Annotated in this window: 11 protein-coding genes; 3 read left to right on the top strand and 8 right to left on the bottom strand. The window is 70.5% G+C overall.

From position 1 onward, the window contains the following. Positions 1 to 100: 100 nt before the first annotated feature. The 3 genes from TSH64_RS30450 to TSH64_RS30435 all read left to right on the top strand — a co-directional run bounded on the left by TSH64_RS30450 (position 101) and on the right by TSH64_RS30435 (position 5,011). Positions 101 to 1,876: an N-acetylglutaminylglutamine amidotransferase gene (locus TSH64_RS30450; protein WP_109450824.1), complete on the top strand. Its 1,776-nt coding sequence runs from the start codon at positions 101 to 103 to the stop codon at positions 1,874 to 1,876. 112 nt (positions 1,877 to 1,988) lie between these two features. Then, the gene (gene ngg, locus TSH64_RS30445; protein WP_109450822.1) at positions 1,989 to 3,749 is read left to right on the top strand and encodes an N-acetylglutaminylglutamine synthetase; all 1,761 of its coding nucleotides are present in this window, start codon (positions 1,989 to 1,991) and stop codon (positions 3,747 to 3,749) included. 203 nt (positions 3,750 to 3,952) lie between these two features. After that, on the top strand, positions 3,953 to 5,011 hold the full coding sequence (locus TSH64_RS30435) for an osmoprotectant NAGGN system M42 family peptidase (RefSeq protein WP_199237701.1): 1,059 nt from the start codon (positions 3,953 to 3,955) through the stop codon (positions 5,009 to 5,011). Positions 5,012 to 5,035: 24 nt separating this feature from the next. On the opposite strand, the gene TSH64_RS30430 is transcribed toward TSH64_RS30435, so the two are convergent. From TSH64_RS30430 to TSH64_RS30395, 8 genes are all read right to left on the bottom strand, one after another. Beyond that, the gene (locus TSH64_RS30430) at positions 5,036 to 6,697 is read right to left on the bottom strand and encodes a hybrid sensor histidine kinase/response regulator (RefSeq protein WP_109450820.1); all 1,662 of its coding nucleotides are present in this window, start codon (positions 6,695 to 6,697) and stop codon (positions 5,036 to 5,038) included. Positions 6,698 to 6,792: 95 nt separating this feature from the next. Continuing rightward, positions 6,793 to 7,533, bottom strand: a complete 741-nt coding sequence (locus TSH64_RS30425; RefSeq protein ID WP_247873229.1) for a response regulator — start codon at positions 7,531 to 7,533, stop codon at positions 6,793 to 6,795. A 23-nt stretch (positions 7,534 to 7,556) separates the two neighbouring features. Next, complete coding sequence (cheB, locus tag TSH64_RS30420; RefSeq protein ID WP_247873228.1) at positions 7,557 to 8,702, bottom strand: chemotaxis-specific protein-glutamate methyltransferase CheB; 1,146 nt, start codon at positions 8,700 to 8,702, stop codon at positions 7,557 to 7,559. After that, positions 8,699 to 10,960 carry a response regulator gene (locus tag TSH64_RS30415; RefSeq protein ID WP_109450816.1) on the bottom strand — a complete coding sequence of 754 codons (2,262 nt, stop codon included), beginning with the start codon at positions 10,958 to 10,960 and terminating at the stop codon, positions 8,699 to 8,701. Before TSH64_RS30415 ends, cheB begins: the two co-directional genes overlap by 4 nt. Before the next feature lie 23 nt (positions 10,961 to 10,983). After that, the gene (locus tag TSH64_RS30410) at positions 10,984 to 12,672 is read right to left on the bottom strand and encodes a methyl-accepting chemotaxis protein (protein ID WP_109450814.1); all 1,689 of its coding nucleotides are present in this window, start codon (positions 12,670 to 12,672) and stop codon (positions 10,984 to 10,986) included. A gap of 48 nt (positions 12,673 to 12,720) precedes the next feature. Continuing rightward, positions 12,721 to 13,377: a chemotaxis protein CheW gene (locus tag TSH64_RS30405; protein WP_109450812.1), complete on the bottom strand. Its 657-nt coding sequence runs from the start codon at positions 13,375 to 13,377 to the stop codon at positions 12,721 to 12,723. Continuing rightward, positions 13,377 to 14,813: a protein-glutamate O-methyltransferase CheR gene (locus TSH64_RS30400; RefSeq protein WP_109450810.1), complete on the bottom strand. Its 1,437-nt coding sequence runs from the start codon at positions 14,811 to 14,813 to the stop codon at positions 13,377 to 13,379. The genes TSH64_RS30405 and TSH64_RS30400 overlap by 1 nt, the downstream gene beginning before the upstream one ends. Continuing rightward, a complete protein-coding gene (locus TSH64_RS30395; protein WP_247873227.1) occupies positions 14,810 to 15,385 on the bottom strand; it encodes a chemotaxis protein CheW in 576 nt (191 codons plus the stop codon). Before TSH64_RS30395 ends, TSH64_RS30400 begins: the two co-directional genes overlap by 4 nt. Positions 15,386 to 15,567 lie beyond the last annotated feature (182 nt).

Raw genomic sequence — 15,567 nt, 5'->3', positions numbered from 1 at the left:
TGCCAGCCGTTGTTCCACGCGGGTAGCGGTGGTGCAGTTCGGCCCTTTTGACGGGTCTGGCGCCCCTTCGTCCTGAACCAACGAGGAGGCTCGACAGCCGATGTGCGGAGTGAGTGGCGAGATTCGTTTCAAATCCGGCGAGGCGGCAAGCACGGCCGCCGTGCAGGCCATGTGCGACCGGCTGGCTCCGCGCGGGCCGGACGGCCATGGCCTGTTCGCCCATGGGCGCGTCGCCTTCGGCCATCGCCGGCTGAAGATCATCGACCTCAGCGAGGCATCGCAGCAGCCGATGGTCGATTCCGCTCTCGGCCTCGCCATCGTTTTCAACGGCTGCATCTACAACCACCGCGAACTGCGCGAGGAGCTGGCCGGGCTCGGCTACAGCTTCTTCTCCGACGGCGACACCGAGGTGCTGATCAAGGCCTATCACGCCTGGGGCCCGGACTTCGTCAAGCGCATGAACGGCATGTTCGCCTTCGCCATCCATGAGCGCGACAGCGGCAGGGTGGTGCTGGGCCGCGACCGGCTGGGCATCAAGCCGCTCTATCTGGCCGACATTCCCGGCGGCCTGCGCTTCGCCTCCTCCCTGCCCGCCCTGGTGGCGTCCGGCGGCATCGACACCGACGTCGATCCGGTGGCGCTGCACCATTACATGAGCTTCCACGCCGTCGTCCCGGCGCCCCACACCATCCTGAAGGGTGTGCGGAAGCTGCCGCCCGCCACGGTGCTGGTGGTCGAGCCGGACGGCACGCGGCGCGAACACACATACTGGTCGCTGACCTTCGGGCCGAAGGCCGGCGACGAGGGCCGCGACTTCGCCGAGTGGCGCGAGCTGGTGCTGGAGACGCTGACCCGCGCGGTGCGCCGCCGGCTGGTCGCGGATGTGCCGGTCGGCGTGCTGCTGTCGGGCGGGCTGGACAGCTCGCTGATCACCGCGCTCTTGGCCGAGAACGGGCAGAGCGGGCTGAAGACCTTCTCCATCGGCTTCGAGACGGTGGGCGACGAGCGCGGCGACGAGTTCCAGTATTCCGACATCGTCGCCAAGCATTTCGGCACTGACCACCATCGCCTCTTCGTCGACAGCGCCCGCGCCCTGCCGGAACTGACCGACTGCGTGCGCGCGATGTCGGAGCCGATGGTCAGCCACGACAACATCGGCTTCTTCCTGCTGTCGCAGGAGGTGGCCAAGCAGGTGAAGGTGGTGCAGTCGGGCCAGGGCGCCGACGAGGTGTTCGGCGGCTATCACTGGTATCCGCCGCTGCTGGAGAGCCGTGACGCCGTCGGCGACTACGCCCGCGTCTTCTTCGACCGCGACCATGCGGAGATGGCCGAGGCGCTGGATCCGAGATTCATCGGCGAGGACCATTCCCGCCGCTGGCTGGAGCAGCGCTTCGCCATGCCGGGCGCCGAGCGGCCGGTGGACAAGGCGCTGCGGCTCGACACCACGGTGATGCTGGTCGACGATCCGGTGAAGCGCGTCGACAACATGACGATGGCCGCCGGGCTGGAAGCGCGCGTGCCCTTCCTCGACCATGAGCTGGTGGAGCTGGCCGCCCGCATCCCGGCGGAGATGAAGCTGCCCGACGGCGGCAAGTATGTGCTGAAGGAGGCGGCGCGCCGCGTGGTGCCGGCGGCGGTGATCGACCGGCCGAAGGGCTATTTCCCGGTGCCGGCGCTGAAATACCTGCGGGGTCCGTTCCTGGAGCGGGTGCGCGACGTGCTGAACGCCCCGTCGGCGCGCCAGCGCGGGCTGTTCCGCCGCGACTATCTCGACCGGCTGCTGGCCGATCCGGAACGCCACATCACGCCGCTCAGGGGATCGAAGCTGTGGCAGGTCGCCCTGCTGGAATTCTGGTTCCAGGAACAGGGCCTGTAAGCAGGCGCCTCAAAACGACAGACGCTCCGCCGGGGCATTCGGGCGCGGGACCGATCCGCATTCCCGGATGTTGCCAATGCGTGGAGCCGCATCCGACGACCAGGGGGATCCCATGAGCTACGCCCGCGTGAAACCGCACCGGCTGGAACGCGCCGCCAGCGCCACCCTGCGCCACACCCGCCGCTACACCGGCCGGCCGCCGGCGGGGGAGACCGGAGCCGACGCGCCGCGTGCCGACGTGACGGTCGATTGCGGCTGGGGACGGCTGATCTTCGCCCACACCTTCGACGATCTCGACCGCATGATCGAGACTCTGCGGCAGGAGGCGCCGGGCACCCGCGACATCGTCTTCTACCTTCAGGACCCGCATGTCGCCCTGTCGCGCGCGCCGCAGGAGCTGTTCCTCGACCCCTCCCACACCTTCCGCCTGTGGCTGACCGACTACCGGCCGTCGCGGCGCCGGCCCAAGGGCTACAGCGTCCGCCGGCTGCGCACGCGCGAGGATGCCGAGGGGGTGCAGCGCATCTATGCCCGGCGGCGGATGGTGCCGGTCTCCTCCTCCTTCCTGGTGGCGTCGCGCAACAGCCGGGTGCTGACCCATTTCGTCGCCTGCGACGACGCAACCGGCGAGATCATCGGCTCGGTGACGGCGGTGGACCATGCCCATGCCTATGGCGATCCGGAGAACGGCAGCTCGCTGTGGTGCTTGGCGGTCGATCCGCAGGCCTCCTTTCCGGGGATCGGCGAGACGCTGGTCCGCACGGTGGCGGAGCATGTGCAGGCGCGCGGGCGCGCCTTCCTCGATTTGTCGGTGCTGCACGACAACGAGAGCGCCATCGGGCTCTATGAGAAGCTGAATTTCCGCCGGATTCCGGCCTTCGCTCTGAAGACCAAGAACCCGATCAACGAGCGGCTGTTCACCGGCCCGCAGCCGGGCGAGCAGCTGAACCCCTATGCCACCATCATCGTCAACGAGGCGCGGCGGCGCGGCATCGGCGTCGATGTGCTGGATGCCGAGGCCGGCTATTTCTGCCTGACCTGGGGCGGGCGCAGCGTGGTGTGCCGGGAATCGCTGAGCGAGCTGACCAGCGCCGTCGCGATGAGCCGTTGCGACGACAAGGCGGTGACGCGGCGCGTGCTGGAACGCGCCAGCCTGAAGGTCCCGGCCCAGGCGGTGGCGGGCGAGGCGGAGGAGAATGCCGCCTTCCTGGCGAGCCATGGCCGCATCGTCATCAAGCCGGCACGCGGCGAGCAGGGGCGCGGCATCACGGTGGACGTGCGCGATGCCGGGACGATGGAAAGCGCCATCGCGTCGGCCCGCCAGCATTGCGACACGGTGCTGCTGGAGCAGTTCTATGAAGGGCAGGATCTGCGGATCATCGTCATCGACAAGAAGGTGGTGGCCGCCGCGGTGCGCCGCCCGGCCGAGGTCACGGGCGACGGCAGCCACACGGTGCGCGAGCTGATCGAGGCGCAGAGCCGCCGCCGCGCCGCCGCCACCGGCGGTGAAAGCCACATCCCGCTGGACGCTGAGACCGACCGCTGCCTCGCCGCCGCCGGGAAGAGTTTGGACGACGTGCTGGCGGCGGGCGAGGTGCTGCCGGTGCGCAAGACGGCGAACCTGCACACCGGCGGCACCATCCACGACGTAACCGACAGCCTGCACCCGGAACTGGTGGAGGTGGCGACGGTGGCGGCCCGCGCGCTGGACATCCCGGTGGTGGGATTCGACCTGCTGGTCGAGGCGCCGGACCGGCCGGGCCATGTCTTCATCGAGGCGAACGAGCGTCCGGGCCTCGCCAACCACGAACCGCAGCCGACGGCGGAACGCTTCGTCGATCTGCTGTTCCCGCAGACGCGGGGGGTGCTGTAGCCCCCCTCTCCCCCCGCTCTCGCGCAAACTCTGTTTGCGCTGACGCGACAGGCGGACCCTTGGTCCGCCGAAAGCGGGGAGAGGGCCGGGGTGAGGGGGATGCACCGCGTGGATTCTCGGTAAGGGGCCGCCGCGCGCCCCCCTCACCCTAACCCTCTCCCCGGGGGGGGAGAGGGGACTTTCAGCAGGAGGAAAATCCGACCATGGCCGTGCCGCTGCCCATCGACATGGGCTATGTCACCGACGTTCTTTACCGGCTGCTGACCACGCCGAGCCCGACCGGCCACACCGGCGACGTGGTGCGGCTGTGCTGCGCCGAGCTGGAGCGGATGGGCATCCCCTATGAGCTGACGCGGCGCGGCGCCATCCGGGCCGACCTGAAGGGGGTGCGCTCCACCCCCGACCGCGCCCTGGTCGCCCATGTCGACACGCTGGGCGCCCAGGTGAAGATGCTGAAGGACAATGGCCGGATGGAGCTGGTGCCCATCGGCCACTGGTCGTCGCGCTTCGCCGAGGGGGCGCGCTGCACCGTGCTGACCGACCGCGGCCCCTGGCGCGGCACCATCCTGCCGCTGAAGGCGTCCGGCCACACCTTCAACAAGGAGGTCGACAGCCAGCCGGTCACCTGGAAGCAGGTGGAGCTGCGCGTCGACGCCCCGGTCGCCAACCGGCGCGACCTGGAGGAGCGCGGCTTCAACATCGGCGACATCGTGTCGATCGACCCGCAGCCGGAATTCCTGGAGAACGGCTACATCGTCTCGCGCCATCTCGACGACAAGGCGGGTGTGGCGGTGATGCTGGGCGCCGCCAAGGCGGTGGTCGATGCCAAGGCTGCCCTGCCGGTGGACTGCCATCTGCTGTTCACGATTTCAGAAGAGGTCGGGTCCGGCGCATCCTCGATCCTGCATCAGGACGTGGCGGAGATGGTGACCATCGACAACGGCACCACCGCGCCAGGCCAGAACAGCAGCGAATACGGCGTCACCATCGCCATGGCCGACAGCACCGGCCCCTTCGACATGGCGCTGACCCATTCGCTGATCGCGCTGTGCCAGGCGCAGAACATCCCGCACCAGCGCGACGTCTTCCGCTATTACCGCTGCGACAGCGCGTCCGCCATCGAGGCCGGCAACGACATCCGAACGGCGCTGGTGTGCTTCGGCATCGACGCCTCGCACGGCTACGAGCGCATCCATGCCGACGCGCTGGAAAGCCTGGTGCGGCTCTTGGTGCTGTACCTGCAAAGCCCGCCCCGGGATTGAGGGCGGGATTGAGGGGCTGACCGCTCAGCAGCCCGCCGTTCCGTCCCGCCGCACCTCTTCCAGCACGCGGCGCAGCTCACCGGGGTGCAGCGGCTTGTGCAGGAAGGCGCAGCCGCGGCGCTGGCCTTCCAGCAGGGATTCGGGCGCGGTCTCGCCGGTCAGCACCACCGCCGGGATGTCGGTCTTGAACAGCTTGCGGACGCGGTCGATCACGTCGAAGCCGGACACCTTCCCCGGCAGGCGCAGGTCGGTCAGGATGGCGTCGGGCGGGCCTTCCAGCCCGTCGACCGCGGCGAACACCTCGCGCATGTTGGACGCCGAGACGAAGGCGCAGCCCCAGCTTTCCAGGGTCAGCAGCAGGCCGGACAGCACCATGCTGTCGTCGTCCACCACCAGGATGCGCATGCCGTCCAGCGGCACGGCGGCAGCACCCTGGTCGGACGAGGTTACCGCCGCCGAAGCTTCGACGGGTGCCTCCTCCGCCTCCAGCCGCTCGACGGTGACGGCGAAGACCGAGCCGCGGCCGGAGCGCGACTGCACGTCGATGGGGGCATGCAGCAGGACCGACAGGCGCCGGACGATGGCGAGGCCGAGGCCGAGGCCGCGGGTGGGGTCGCGCGCCGGGTTGGTCAGCTGGTGGAACTCGTCGAAGATGACGTCCAGCTTGTCCTGGGGAATGCCGAACCCGGTGTCCCACACCTCGATGCGCCAGCGGCCGTCGCGCTTGCGCAGGCCCAGCATGATGCCGCCGCGCTGGGTGTAGCGGATGGCGTTGGCCAGCAGGTTGCGGACGATGCGGCCGAGCAGGACCGGGTCGCTGCGGGTCACCGCCCGGCAGGGCACATGGACGCGCAGGCGCAGCCCCTTCTCCTCCGCCTGCGGGCGGAATTCGTCGGCCAGCGATTGCAGCAGCGCGTCGAGCGGCACCGCCTGCATGTCGGCCTCGACAGTACCGGCATCCAGCGTCGAGATGTCGAGCAGGGCGTTCAGCAGCTGCTCGCCCGCCGTCATCGCGTTGGCCAGCATGCCGGCGGTGCGCGACGCCCGGGCGTTGCCCTCCACCTGATTGGTCAGGGCGTCGAGGAACAGGCGCATCGCCTGGAAGGGCTGGCGCAGATCGTGGCTGGCCGAGGCCAGGAAACGGGAACGCGCCGCGGTGGTGCGCGCCACCTCCGCCCGCATGGTCTCGGCCATCTGGGCGATGGCGCCGTCCAGCGTCGCCGTCGCCAGCACGCCGACCACCCGGCCGTCGACCAGCAGCGGCGTCGCGCGCAGGCCGATCGGCGGTTCGCTGGGCAGGGTCAGCCGGACGCTGTCGGGGGGCGAGGCCGGGCTGTCGGCGGTTCCGTCACGGTAGAGCGGGCGCAGCGCCTCGGCCACCGCGGTCCAGCCGCCCGGAAGCAGGCCCGGCCCGCTTTCGTCACGGGCGGCGGCGCGCGGGCGGTTCAGCAGGGTCGCCAGCGACTCGTTGCAGCGGACGGCGGCCATCTCCGGCCCGCCGACCACCAGCATGGTCGGGACCGTCGCGGCCGTGCAGACGCGCCGGGCATTCTCAAGGCACTCGCGATAGCGGAGATCGGTCGGGGAACTATGGGTGGCCGAAGTTCGGTGCATCGCGTCGGTGTCTCTTGCGTCGGCGTCCCTGGAGATCGGGGGCTCGTGGATGGGCTGGAGGCTGATCGCCATGGGCACCTGCCGGACCGTCGGACAGTTTCGTAAAGCCCGCAGAGAATAAACGGTCAAGCCCGCTTCCGAAATCAAACGATGGCCCTACTCCCCTCCTATGCGGAAGGTGCAGGACGCGGCAAACGGATAAGATGGTCCTCGACGAAGTATTTGCGGCGAAGAAGCGCCATCAACCTGATCTTGAGCACATCCATCGTCTGTGCCTTTCCAACGAAATCGTCGGCGCCGGCGTTCAGGCTGATCATCAGCTGTTCCTCATCGTCCTGGCTGGTCAGGATGACGATTTGGAAGAACAGACCGCGCCGGCGGCGGAACCTGTCGAATCTTTCGCAGAGCTGGGTGCCGCTGGTGCCCGGCATCACGAGATCCAGGATGACGCAGTCGAGCGCGCCGCCGGACAGCGCCTCCACCGCCTCGTCGGCGTTGCGGGCGGCGGTGACGGTGCAGCCCTCCTGCTCCAGCTCGGCGCGCAGGAATTCGCGGTAGGTCGCGCTGTCGTCGACGATCAGGATGTGGGCGCGGTGGAAGATCTCCGGCGCCGTCGGCGGGGCGCTGCGCCGCTCGATCAGCGTGCAGGCGGCCTCCACCACCGCCTTGGGGTTGGATGGATCGCTCTCCCCCTCCCCGCGGCCAAGCACGATGACGGCGGCGTCGGTGCGGGCGCGCAGCTCGGCCAGGCCGGTCGGGCCGGCAAGCTCGCCCTCGACGATCAGCAGATCCTGCGGGGTGCCGGCGATCTCCGCCAGCGCGGGTTCGACGCCGTCGACGCAGACCGTCTCCACGCCGCGCTCCTCCAGCAGCAGCTTCAGCAGAAGCCCCTGCGTCTGGGAACCCATGACAACCAAGGTGCGCTGTCCGTTCATGACGCCATCTTATCGTCGGAGGTCAATTGCAGCAGCCGTCCGGCCACCCGGTCGAGGGGCAGCTCCTCCACCGCACCGCCCAGCCGCACCGCGGTGCCGGGCATGCTGTGGATCACCGCCGTGGAGGCATGTTCGGCTACGGTGTAGGCGCCGGCCGTCCGCATGTCCACCAGCCCTCTGGCACCATCCTCGCCCATTCCGGTCAGCAGCACGCCGATGCCGGACGCGCCATAGGCGCGCGCCATCGACTGGAACAGCACCTCGCCCGACGGGCGCTGGCCGCACACCATCGGGTCGGCCGTCAGGCGCAGCGTGGCGCCGTCCACCAGCAGGTGCCGGTCGCCCGGCGCGACATAGACCGTGCCCGGCCGCGGGGTCAGCCCGGCCTCGCCCAGCCGCACCGGCAGGGCGGAGACGGTGCCGAGCCAGCTGGCGAAACCGGCCATGAAGGGCGCGCCCATATGCTGGACCACGAAGACCGGCAGCGGGAAGTCGGCCGGCAGATCGCGGAGGATCTTCGCCAGCGCCGCCGGCCCGCCGGTGGAGGCGACCAGCCCCACCGCGCGGAAGCGCCGGAGCCGGCCGTCGGCGGCCACCGCCTCGTCCGGGAGCCTGCCTTCCTGAGACGGGGCATCCGCGGTCACTCCTGCGGGCATGCCGGAAGCGGACCGCGCGGCGCGGGCGGTGATGCGGTGGCGGATCACCTTCACCTGGCTCATGATGACGAGCTGGGTGCAGAGATGGTGCGCCACGGTCTGGTAGTCGGCGCGCGCCATGCTGCCCGGCTTCTCCACCACCGCCAGCGCGCCGGCCTGGAGCGCCCGCATCGGAATGTCGAGGTCGCGCACGTCCGACGCCACCACCACGATCGGCAGCGGGGTCTGCCGCATGATTCGGCTGGTCACCTCGAAGCCGTCGATGCCCGGCAGGCGGATGTCGAGCGACACCACGTCGGGCGCCGTCCGCTCGATCATGCGCAGCGCCTGCTCACCGCTCGACGCGATGCCCGCCACCTCCAGCCGCGGGTCGGCGCTGATGACGTGGCTCAGCAGCTGCTGGATGACCGGGCTGTCCTCGACCACCAGCACGCGGATGCGACGGGGTCCGGTGGTGAGGGGGCCGCCGTTCGTCTGGCCGCTCACAGCAGCCGCCGGATGCCGGCCAGAAGCTCGTTCTGGTCGAATCGCGTCTTGACGATGTAGGCGTCGGCGCCGAGCCGCAGGCCGCGCTCGCGGTCCTCGTCGCTGGCGCGCGAGGTGACGAGGATCACCGGGATCTCTTCCAGCCGCTTGTCCGCCTTCACCGCCTGCAACAGGGCGAAGCCGTCCATGCGCGGCATCTCGACGTCGCTGATGATCAGGCCAACCTCCATCCCTTCCGACAGGCGCTCAAGCGCCTCGCGCCCGTCCACGCACAGCGTCACCCGATAACCATGGGCTTCGAGGATGCTCTTTTCCAGCGTGCGGGTGGTGATGCTGTCATCGACGACCAGGATATGCGCCCGGGCAGGGGTCGCCTCTTCGGCAGGGCGGGCCGGGGGCGGCAGAGTGCTGCCGGGCAGCGGCATCAGGCCCGGAATGTTCAGCACCAGCGCCGGTCCGCCGTCGTCCATCAGCACGGTGCCGAGATAGCGGCCGCTGTCCAGCCCGGTCTCCTCCGCCGCCGTCACCACCGTCTCGCGCGTGGCGACGAAGCGGTCGACCGCCAGCGCCAGCCGCCGGTCCCCCGCCCGCACCACGACCAGCGACAGCCCGCGCTCGGCCGACGGCACCACCGGCGCCTCCATGCCCAGGAGGGCGGCCAGCGAGGTGACGGGAATTTCCTCCTCGCCGATGCGGGTCATCGGCGTGCCGGTGCCGGAGAACAGCGACTGGGCGGTGGCGGTGCGCAGGCGGACCACGTCGGCGGACGGGATCGCCAGGGTCTGGTCCTGCACGGCGACGAAGACGAGGCGCTGGCTCAGCAGGCTGAGCGGCACCTCGATGGTGACCGCGGTGCCGCCGCCCTCGGGCCGGTCGGCGATGGTCAAATTGCCCTGCAGCCGCTCCACCTCGCGCCGCGCGATGGCAAGGCCCATGCCGCGCCCGGCCAGCTCGGTGGTCCGGGCGGCGGTGGAGAAGCCGGGATGGAACAGGAATTCGGTCAGCCGCTCCTGCGGCAGCTCCGCGCCGGCCGACAGGTCGGCGGCGTCGATCAGGCCGCGCTCGGCCGCCTTGCGCAGGATCGCCGCGCGGTCCAGCCCACGGCCGTCATCCTCGATGCGCAGGCGCAGGCGCGCGCCCTCGACCGAGGCGGCGATGGTGACGCGCGCCGCCGGCCGCTTGCCCAGCGCCAGCCGCTCCGCCGGCGTCTCGATGCCGTGGCTAATGGCGTTGCGGGCGATGTGCAGAATCGGATCCTTCAACCGTTGCAGCACGGTGCGGTCGGCCTCGACCTCCAGCCCGCGGACATCGACCTCGACCTCCTTGCCTTCGGCCCGGCTGATGTCGCGGACCATGCGCCCCAGGCCGCTCAGCTGGTTTTCCGCCGGCAGCATGCGCAGGCGCCGCATGTCCTGCTGGAGGCCGCCGCCCCAGCGCCGCATCGACCACAACAGCCGGTCGTGGCTGCGGTGAGCGCTGTCGAGCGCGCCGCCGAGCGCGCGGAAGCGGCGCTCGAAAGCCATCAGCGCGGGGAGCGCGCCACGCCCGTCCAGCGCGCTGGGCAGCGTGTCGGACAGCGCGTCGCCCCCCGCCCCCGCATCCGCCCGGACGCCGCGGCCGATCTGAAGGCGCAGATGCCGCCATGCCCGGTCAAGCGCCCGCCATTCCCGGCGCATCGTGCGAAGCTGTTCGCCGAGGCCGGCCTGGGCCTCCACCTCCGGCAGCAGGGCCGACGCGGTTTCCGACAGGCGCTCCAGCCCCTGTGCCGCGATACGGACCAGGGCGGCGCTGTCGGCGGTGTCGGCTCGCTCCCGCTCGGCCGGCGGCCGGCGGGCGGCGCGGGCGGGGGCCGGAGACGCAGCCGGGACCGGCCCGCCGCTGCGGCCGGCGGCCAGCGCGTCGAGATCGGCGAGCACGCCGGCGGTCTCCACCGCGTCGCCGCCCTGGAGCGACCAGGCGACCAGATCCTCGATGGCGTCGAGCGACCGGCGCACCACGCCGACGCTGGCGGGATCGAGCGGGATCTCGCCCTTCTGCACGGCGATGAAGGCGGCCTCCAGCCGGTGGGAGATCGCCTCCACCTCCGGCAGGTCAACGGCGCGGGCGGCGCCCTTCAGGCTGTGGGCGCGCCGGTGGATGTCGACGAGATCCGGCGCATCGCCCGTCGCCTCCGCATCGCGGAGCGCGTTGCGGATCGCGGCGAGATGGTCCTTGTGCTCCAGGTCGAAGGCGGCGAGCAGGCGCTGGCGGATGTCCATTCAGGGGCCTCGGCGGTGCATCGTCACACCTGATAGTTCCGCACCGCCTCGACCAGACCCTGGCCGAGGTTGTTCAGGTTGGCGGCCGCACCTTCAAGCTGGCGGGTGCCGGCCGCCGTCTGGCTGCTCGCCTCGCGGATGTTCTGGAGCGCCTGGATCACCTGCTCCAGGCCGATCTGCTGCTGGTTGGTGCCGGCGACGATCTGCTGGAAGGCCAGCACGCTCTCCTGGATGTTCTCCGCCATGGTGCGGATGGTCGACTGGGTGGCGTCGGTCTGGCGCTTGCCGGCGGCGACGCGCTTGACCGCCTCCTCCGTCAGCATCACCGACGCGTTGATGCCGTGCTGGATCTCCGACAGGTTGGAGCGGACCTGGGAGGTCGCCTCCTTCGACTGGTCGGCCAGGCTCTTGATCTCGCCGGCGACGATGGAGAAGGTGCGGCCATGCTCGCCGGCCGCCGCCGCCTCGATGGCGGCGTTCAGCGCCAGCAGGTGGCAGCGCTCGGCGATGTCGTTCACCGTCACGATGATCTCGCCGATGGCCTGGGTGCGCTCGGACAGCATGACGATGTTCTCGGCCACCGCCTCGGCCTGTTCGCGGATGGCGTCCATCGCCTGGATGGTGTCGTCCACCGCCTTCATGCCGGAATGGCTGGAGGCCGCCACCGTCTGTGCGCCGTGGGAGACGTCCTGGGCGCGGCGGTTGATCTGGGCGCCGGACTCGGTGATCTCCGACAGGGTCGCCGTGGTCTGCTCCACCGCCGCCAGCTGTTCGGCGACGCTGGCCGACTGCTGCTGGGTCGAGGCGCGGATCTGGGCGGTGGCGGCGTGGACGCTCTCCGCCGTCTCCCGCGTGGTGCGGGCCATCGACTTCAGCCGGCCGGCCATTTCGTTCAGATGCTGGCCGAGGACGGCGAGTTCGTCCTTGCCGGCGATCATGATCTCCTGCGTCAGGTCGCCATGGCCGACCTTGGTGACGAAGTCGATGGCGCGGCCGAGCCGGCGGGTGATCGAGCTGCCGATGGTGTAGGCCACCCCCACCGCGATCAGGAAGACGGCCACCAGCGCGATGACCGAGGACTGGATGGCGGAGTTGTAGATCGCCCGGATGTCGTCGCGGCCGGCGGCGGTCAGGTGGTCGATGGCGGTCTGGGCGGCGTCGATGCGCTGCTCCATCACCTTGCGCAGCTGGTCCACCTGCTGGCGGCGCTGGAGCGCCTCGGCGACCTGATTGCGCTCCAGCAGGGTGTAGATGGTCCGCGCCTCGTCGCCCACCGCGCCGATGGCGCGGTTCATCTCGGTCACCGACGTGTCCAGCTCCACCCAGCCCTTGCGGCGGCTGTCGGTCACGCTGTTCTGCGAGCGTTCGGCGACCATCGAGCGCAGCTTGCCCAGCGTCTCGCGCAGCTTCTGCCCGGTCTGTTCATATTGGCTGCGCATCGGCGCCATGATGGCCGGGATGTCGGCGGCCCGCCCCTCGGCATTGGCGACCGACACCGCGTTCAACGCCGCCTCCCGGGTGCTGCGCAGCTCCGCCTGATAGTTGCCGACCGACACCACCATGTCGGCGGCCTCGGTGTCGTAGCTGGACACTGCCATGATCACCGACAGCGCGTCGGAAAAGCGCGACATCTGGTAGAGCGCCAGCAATGCGGTCAGGACACAGACGACGCCGAATCCCAGGACCAGCTTGTGTGCGACTTTCACGTTCATTCTTCCACTCCGGCCCCAGGCGGTTTTTTAAGGTGGATCAGGCGGTTTTCAGGTTTTCACGAGGTCGAGCAAGGCGGCCATGTCGAGGATCGCCATGCGGTCCGCTGTGATCGCCCGGACCAGCGGCCCGGCCTCCGCCGGGACGGAGGTCCGCGGCAGCACGATGTCGTCCACCCGCTCGACCTCGTGCAGGCGCAAGGCGGCCGGACGGCCGGTGCCGGTGCGCAGGACGATGGCGTAGCCCGGCTGGTCGATCCCGACGGCGGCGGCATGCGTCCCGCTGCACAGGCTGTCGAGATCGAACAGCCGCATCACCTTGCCGGCGACGGCGATCACGCCGAGGATTGCCGGCGGCGCCCCCGGCACGCGGGCCAGCCGCGGCATCGGCACGATATGGCCGAGATGGCGCAGCTCCAGCCCATAGAGGGTCTCGGCGCCGCGGGCGACCAGCATCGGCGTGCCGGTGCCCGCCTCGTCGTCGCGCTGCGGGACTTCGGCCAGCTCCTGCGCCCGGCGGTCCAGCACGGCGTCGGCCCAGGGGCCCCGGCCGGCAAAGGTCGCCTCCAGGTCGGCGGTGCGGTGCGCCAGCTTCCCGCGCACCGCGTCCCAGTCGACCGATACACGGCCGGCGGCGCGGTCGGGCGATGCGCTGTCGAGGGCGGCGATGAGCGGTGCGGCCCCGGCACCGGCAAGCGTCTCGTCCATCAGCCCTCCTCACCGGTCAGCCAGAGGTCCAGCATGCCGCGCAGTTCCTGCACGGTCAGGCCGCCGCCTTCCGTCACCGCCTCGCCGTCGGCGCGGTTGTCCAGCGCCTCGCGCGCGTTGCGGAAATGGCGCTGGGCCGGGACCAGCCGGCCGCGCCGCCAATAGGCCAAGGCCAGATGATAGTCGGCCAGGACGAAGCGCGGATCGAGATAGAGCGCCCGCTTGAAGGCCGCCACCGGGTCGCCGACGCCCAGCTCCTCCTCCACCAGACCCAGCTGGTAGTGGGCGGCGGGGTCGAGCCGCTGCGCCTCGACCCGGGCCAGGCAGGCTTCCAGCTGCGAGGAGCGCTCGCTGGTCTCGGCCGCATCCGGCGGAGCCGGCACACCGGACGCCGGCGCGGGGGAGGCGGGAGAGCGGGATTGCGGGGCGGAAGCGGCATCGGTTGCGGACCGCGGCGCAGGCTTCGCCGGGGCTCTGGCGGCGCGGCGCGGCGCCGCTGCAAGGGTCAGCGCGGCCGCGGCCGGGCTCGGGGTGGCCTTGCGGCTGACCGCGGCCATGGCCGGCGGTTCGGCCTGCTTGCGGTAGAGGGTGGCGCCGGGGACCGACACCGGGATGAACAGCTCGTTCATCTGCGGCCCGGCCTCGGCATGGCCGACCACCAGCCAGCCACCGTCGGCCAGCGCCTTGTGCAGGTTGCCGAGCAGCCGGTGCCGCGTCGCCTCGTCGAAATAGATCATGACGTTGCGGCACAGGATGATGTCGAAATGCCCGATCCCGTGGGGATAGGAGGGTATCGCTCCTTCCACCAGGTTGAAGGGCATGAAGGTCGTCCATTGCCGGTATTTCTGCTTCACCGACCACAGCTTGTCCTGGCGGTCGAAGCAGGCCTCCAGCGTTTCCGGCGACAGGCCGCGCACCGCCCAGTCGCCATAGGCGCCGCGCCGCGCCTGCTCCAGGAAGGCGCCGTTGATGTCGGTGCCGACGATGTGGACCTGCCAGCCTTCCAGCTGGCTGGCGAAATGCTGCTTGAGCAGGATTTCGATGGTGTAGGCTTCCGGCCCGATGGAGCAGCCGGCGCTCCAGATCCGCAGCAGGCGGCTCGACTGGTTGCGGCGGATGCATTCGGGGATGGCGACGGCGCGGAGCGCGTCGAACTGCTCGATGTAGCGGAAGAAGAAGGTCTCCCCCACCGCCAGCTCGTTGATCAGTCCCTGATATTCCGGGCCGCCCGGCCCCTCCGCCTCCAATGCGGCCAGATAGCCGGCGACGGTGGTGACGGTGCCGAAGGGCAGCCGGCGGTTGATCCGCTCGGCGAAGGCGGCGTCCTTGTCGGCGTAGTAGGCAAGGCCGGTGGCATCGATCACCATCGCCTTCAGGCGCTGGAAATGCGGGTCGCGGCGGATCGCCTCGATGGTTGCGGCAGGGTTCACCATCATGCGGTCCCGTTCCCGGCGGATGCCTCGCCGTCCGCCTCGTCATTTGCCTCGGCGGGGGCCTGCCACTGCGCCAGACGGCGTTCCGCCGACGCCCGGAAGGCGTCGAGCAGCCGCCCCTCCGCCTCGTTCAGCAGCCGGTCGGGCTGGAGCAGGGTCACGCTGCCGCCGCGGCCGGTCACCCGGTCCGGGAAGGCACCCGCGGCACAGCCGTTGAAACTCAGCGCCGGGTCGGACGGCGTGCGCTCCGCCGGCTCCACCAGCGTGTCGCCATGGACCTGATCGGCCAGCAGCGCTGCCGGCCGGCCCTGCCAGGTGACGAGGAGAAGCGGCGAATAGAGGCCGGGCGCCGGGGCGCCCGCAACAGAATCGAACGGGACGAGGTCGAGCAGGACATCCATGCGCAGGACCGGCACCAGCTCTCCCTGGTAGCGGAAGACGCCCTCCACCGGCAGCGGTGCCGTCGGCAGCCGGTCCAGCCGCGGCAACGGCAAAAAGCGCCGCACGGCTTCCACCGGCAGCGCCAGGGCTTGCCCGGCAACCGAAAACACGACGCAACGGAATGGCGGCGGCATCGACGTGCCTTGGGAGGTACTGTGCGCAGGGAGTGGTGACATCCGTCCGTCGATGGTCTGGAATCCGACCGGGAACATGCCCGATCACGACCGGAATGCGAATAACGCCAACGGTTTACGACGTAGGGCCTATGCCTTGGCCGTGGCGTCCCTGCCCTTTGCCGGATGCGCCGGGCGGGCTA

Source organism: Azospirillum sp. TSH64 (assembly GCF_003116035.1).
Taxonomy (GTDB): Bacteria; Pseudomonadota; Alphaproteobacteria; order Azospirillales; family Azospirillaceae; genus Azospirillum.
The sequence above is the reverse complement of the archived record's forward strand: the minus strand, read 5'-3'. Positions and strand labels throughout refer to the sequence as shown.

Bases quoted from the DNA above. Each gene is read 5' to 3' on its own strand.
- TSH64_RS30395 (WP_247873227.1), bottom strand. From the start codon at position 15,385: ATGCCGCCGCCATTCCGTTGCGTCGTGTTTTCGGTTGCCGGGCAAGCC.
- TSH64_RS30400 (WP_109450810.1), bottom strand. From the start codon at position 14,813: ATGATGGTGAACCCTGCCGCAACCATCGAGGCGATCCGCCGCGACCCG.
- TSH64_RS30425 (WP_247873229.1), bottom strand. From the start codon at position 7,533: ATGGGTTCCCAGACGCAGGGGCTTCTGCTGAAGCTGCTGCTGGAGGAG.
- TSH64_RS30430 (WP_109450820.1), bottom strand. From the start codon at position 6,697: ATGGCGATCAGCCTCCAGCCCATCCACGAGCCCCCGATCTCCAGGGAC.
- ngg (WP_109450822.1), top strand. From the start codon at position 1,989: ATGAGCTACGCCCGCGTGAAACCGCACCGGCTGGAACGCGCCGCCAGC.
- TSH64_RS30435 (WP_199237701.1), top strand. From the start codon at position 3,953: ATGGCCGTGCCGCTGCCCATCGACATGGGCTATGTCACCGACGTTCTT.
- TSH64_RS30415 (WP_109450816.1), bottom strand. From the start codon at position 10,960: ATGGACATCCGCCAGCGCCTGCTCGCCGCCTTCGACCTGGAGCACAAG.
- TSH64_RS30450 (WP_109450824.1), top strand. From the start codon at position 101: ATGTGCGGAGTGAGTGGCGAGATTCGTTTCAAATCCGGCGAGGCGGCA.
- TSH64_RS30405 (WP_109450812.1), bottom strand. From the start codon at position 13,377: ATGGACGAGACGCTTGCCGGTGCCGGGGCCGCACCGCTCATCGCCGCC.
- TSH64_RS30410 (WP_109450814.1), bottom strand. From the start codon at position 12,672: ATGAACGTGAAAGTCGCACACAAGCTGGTCCTGGGATTCGGCGTCGTC.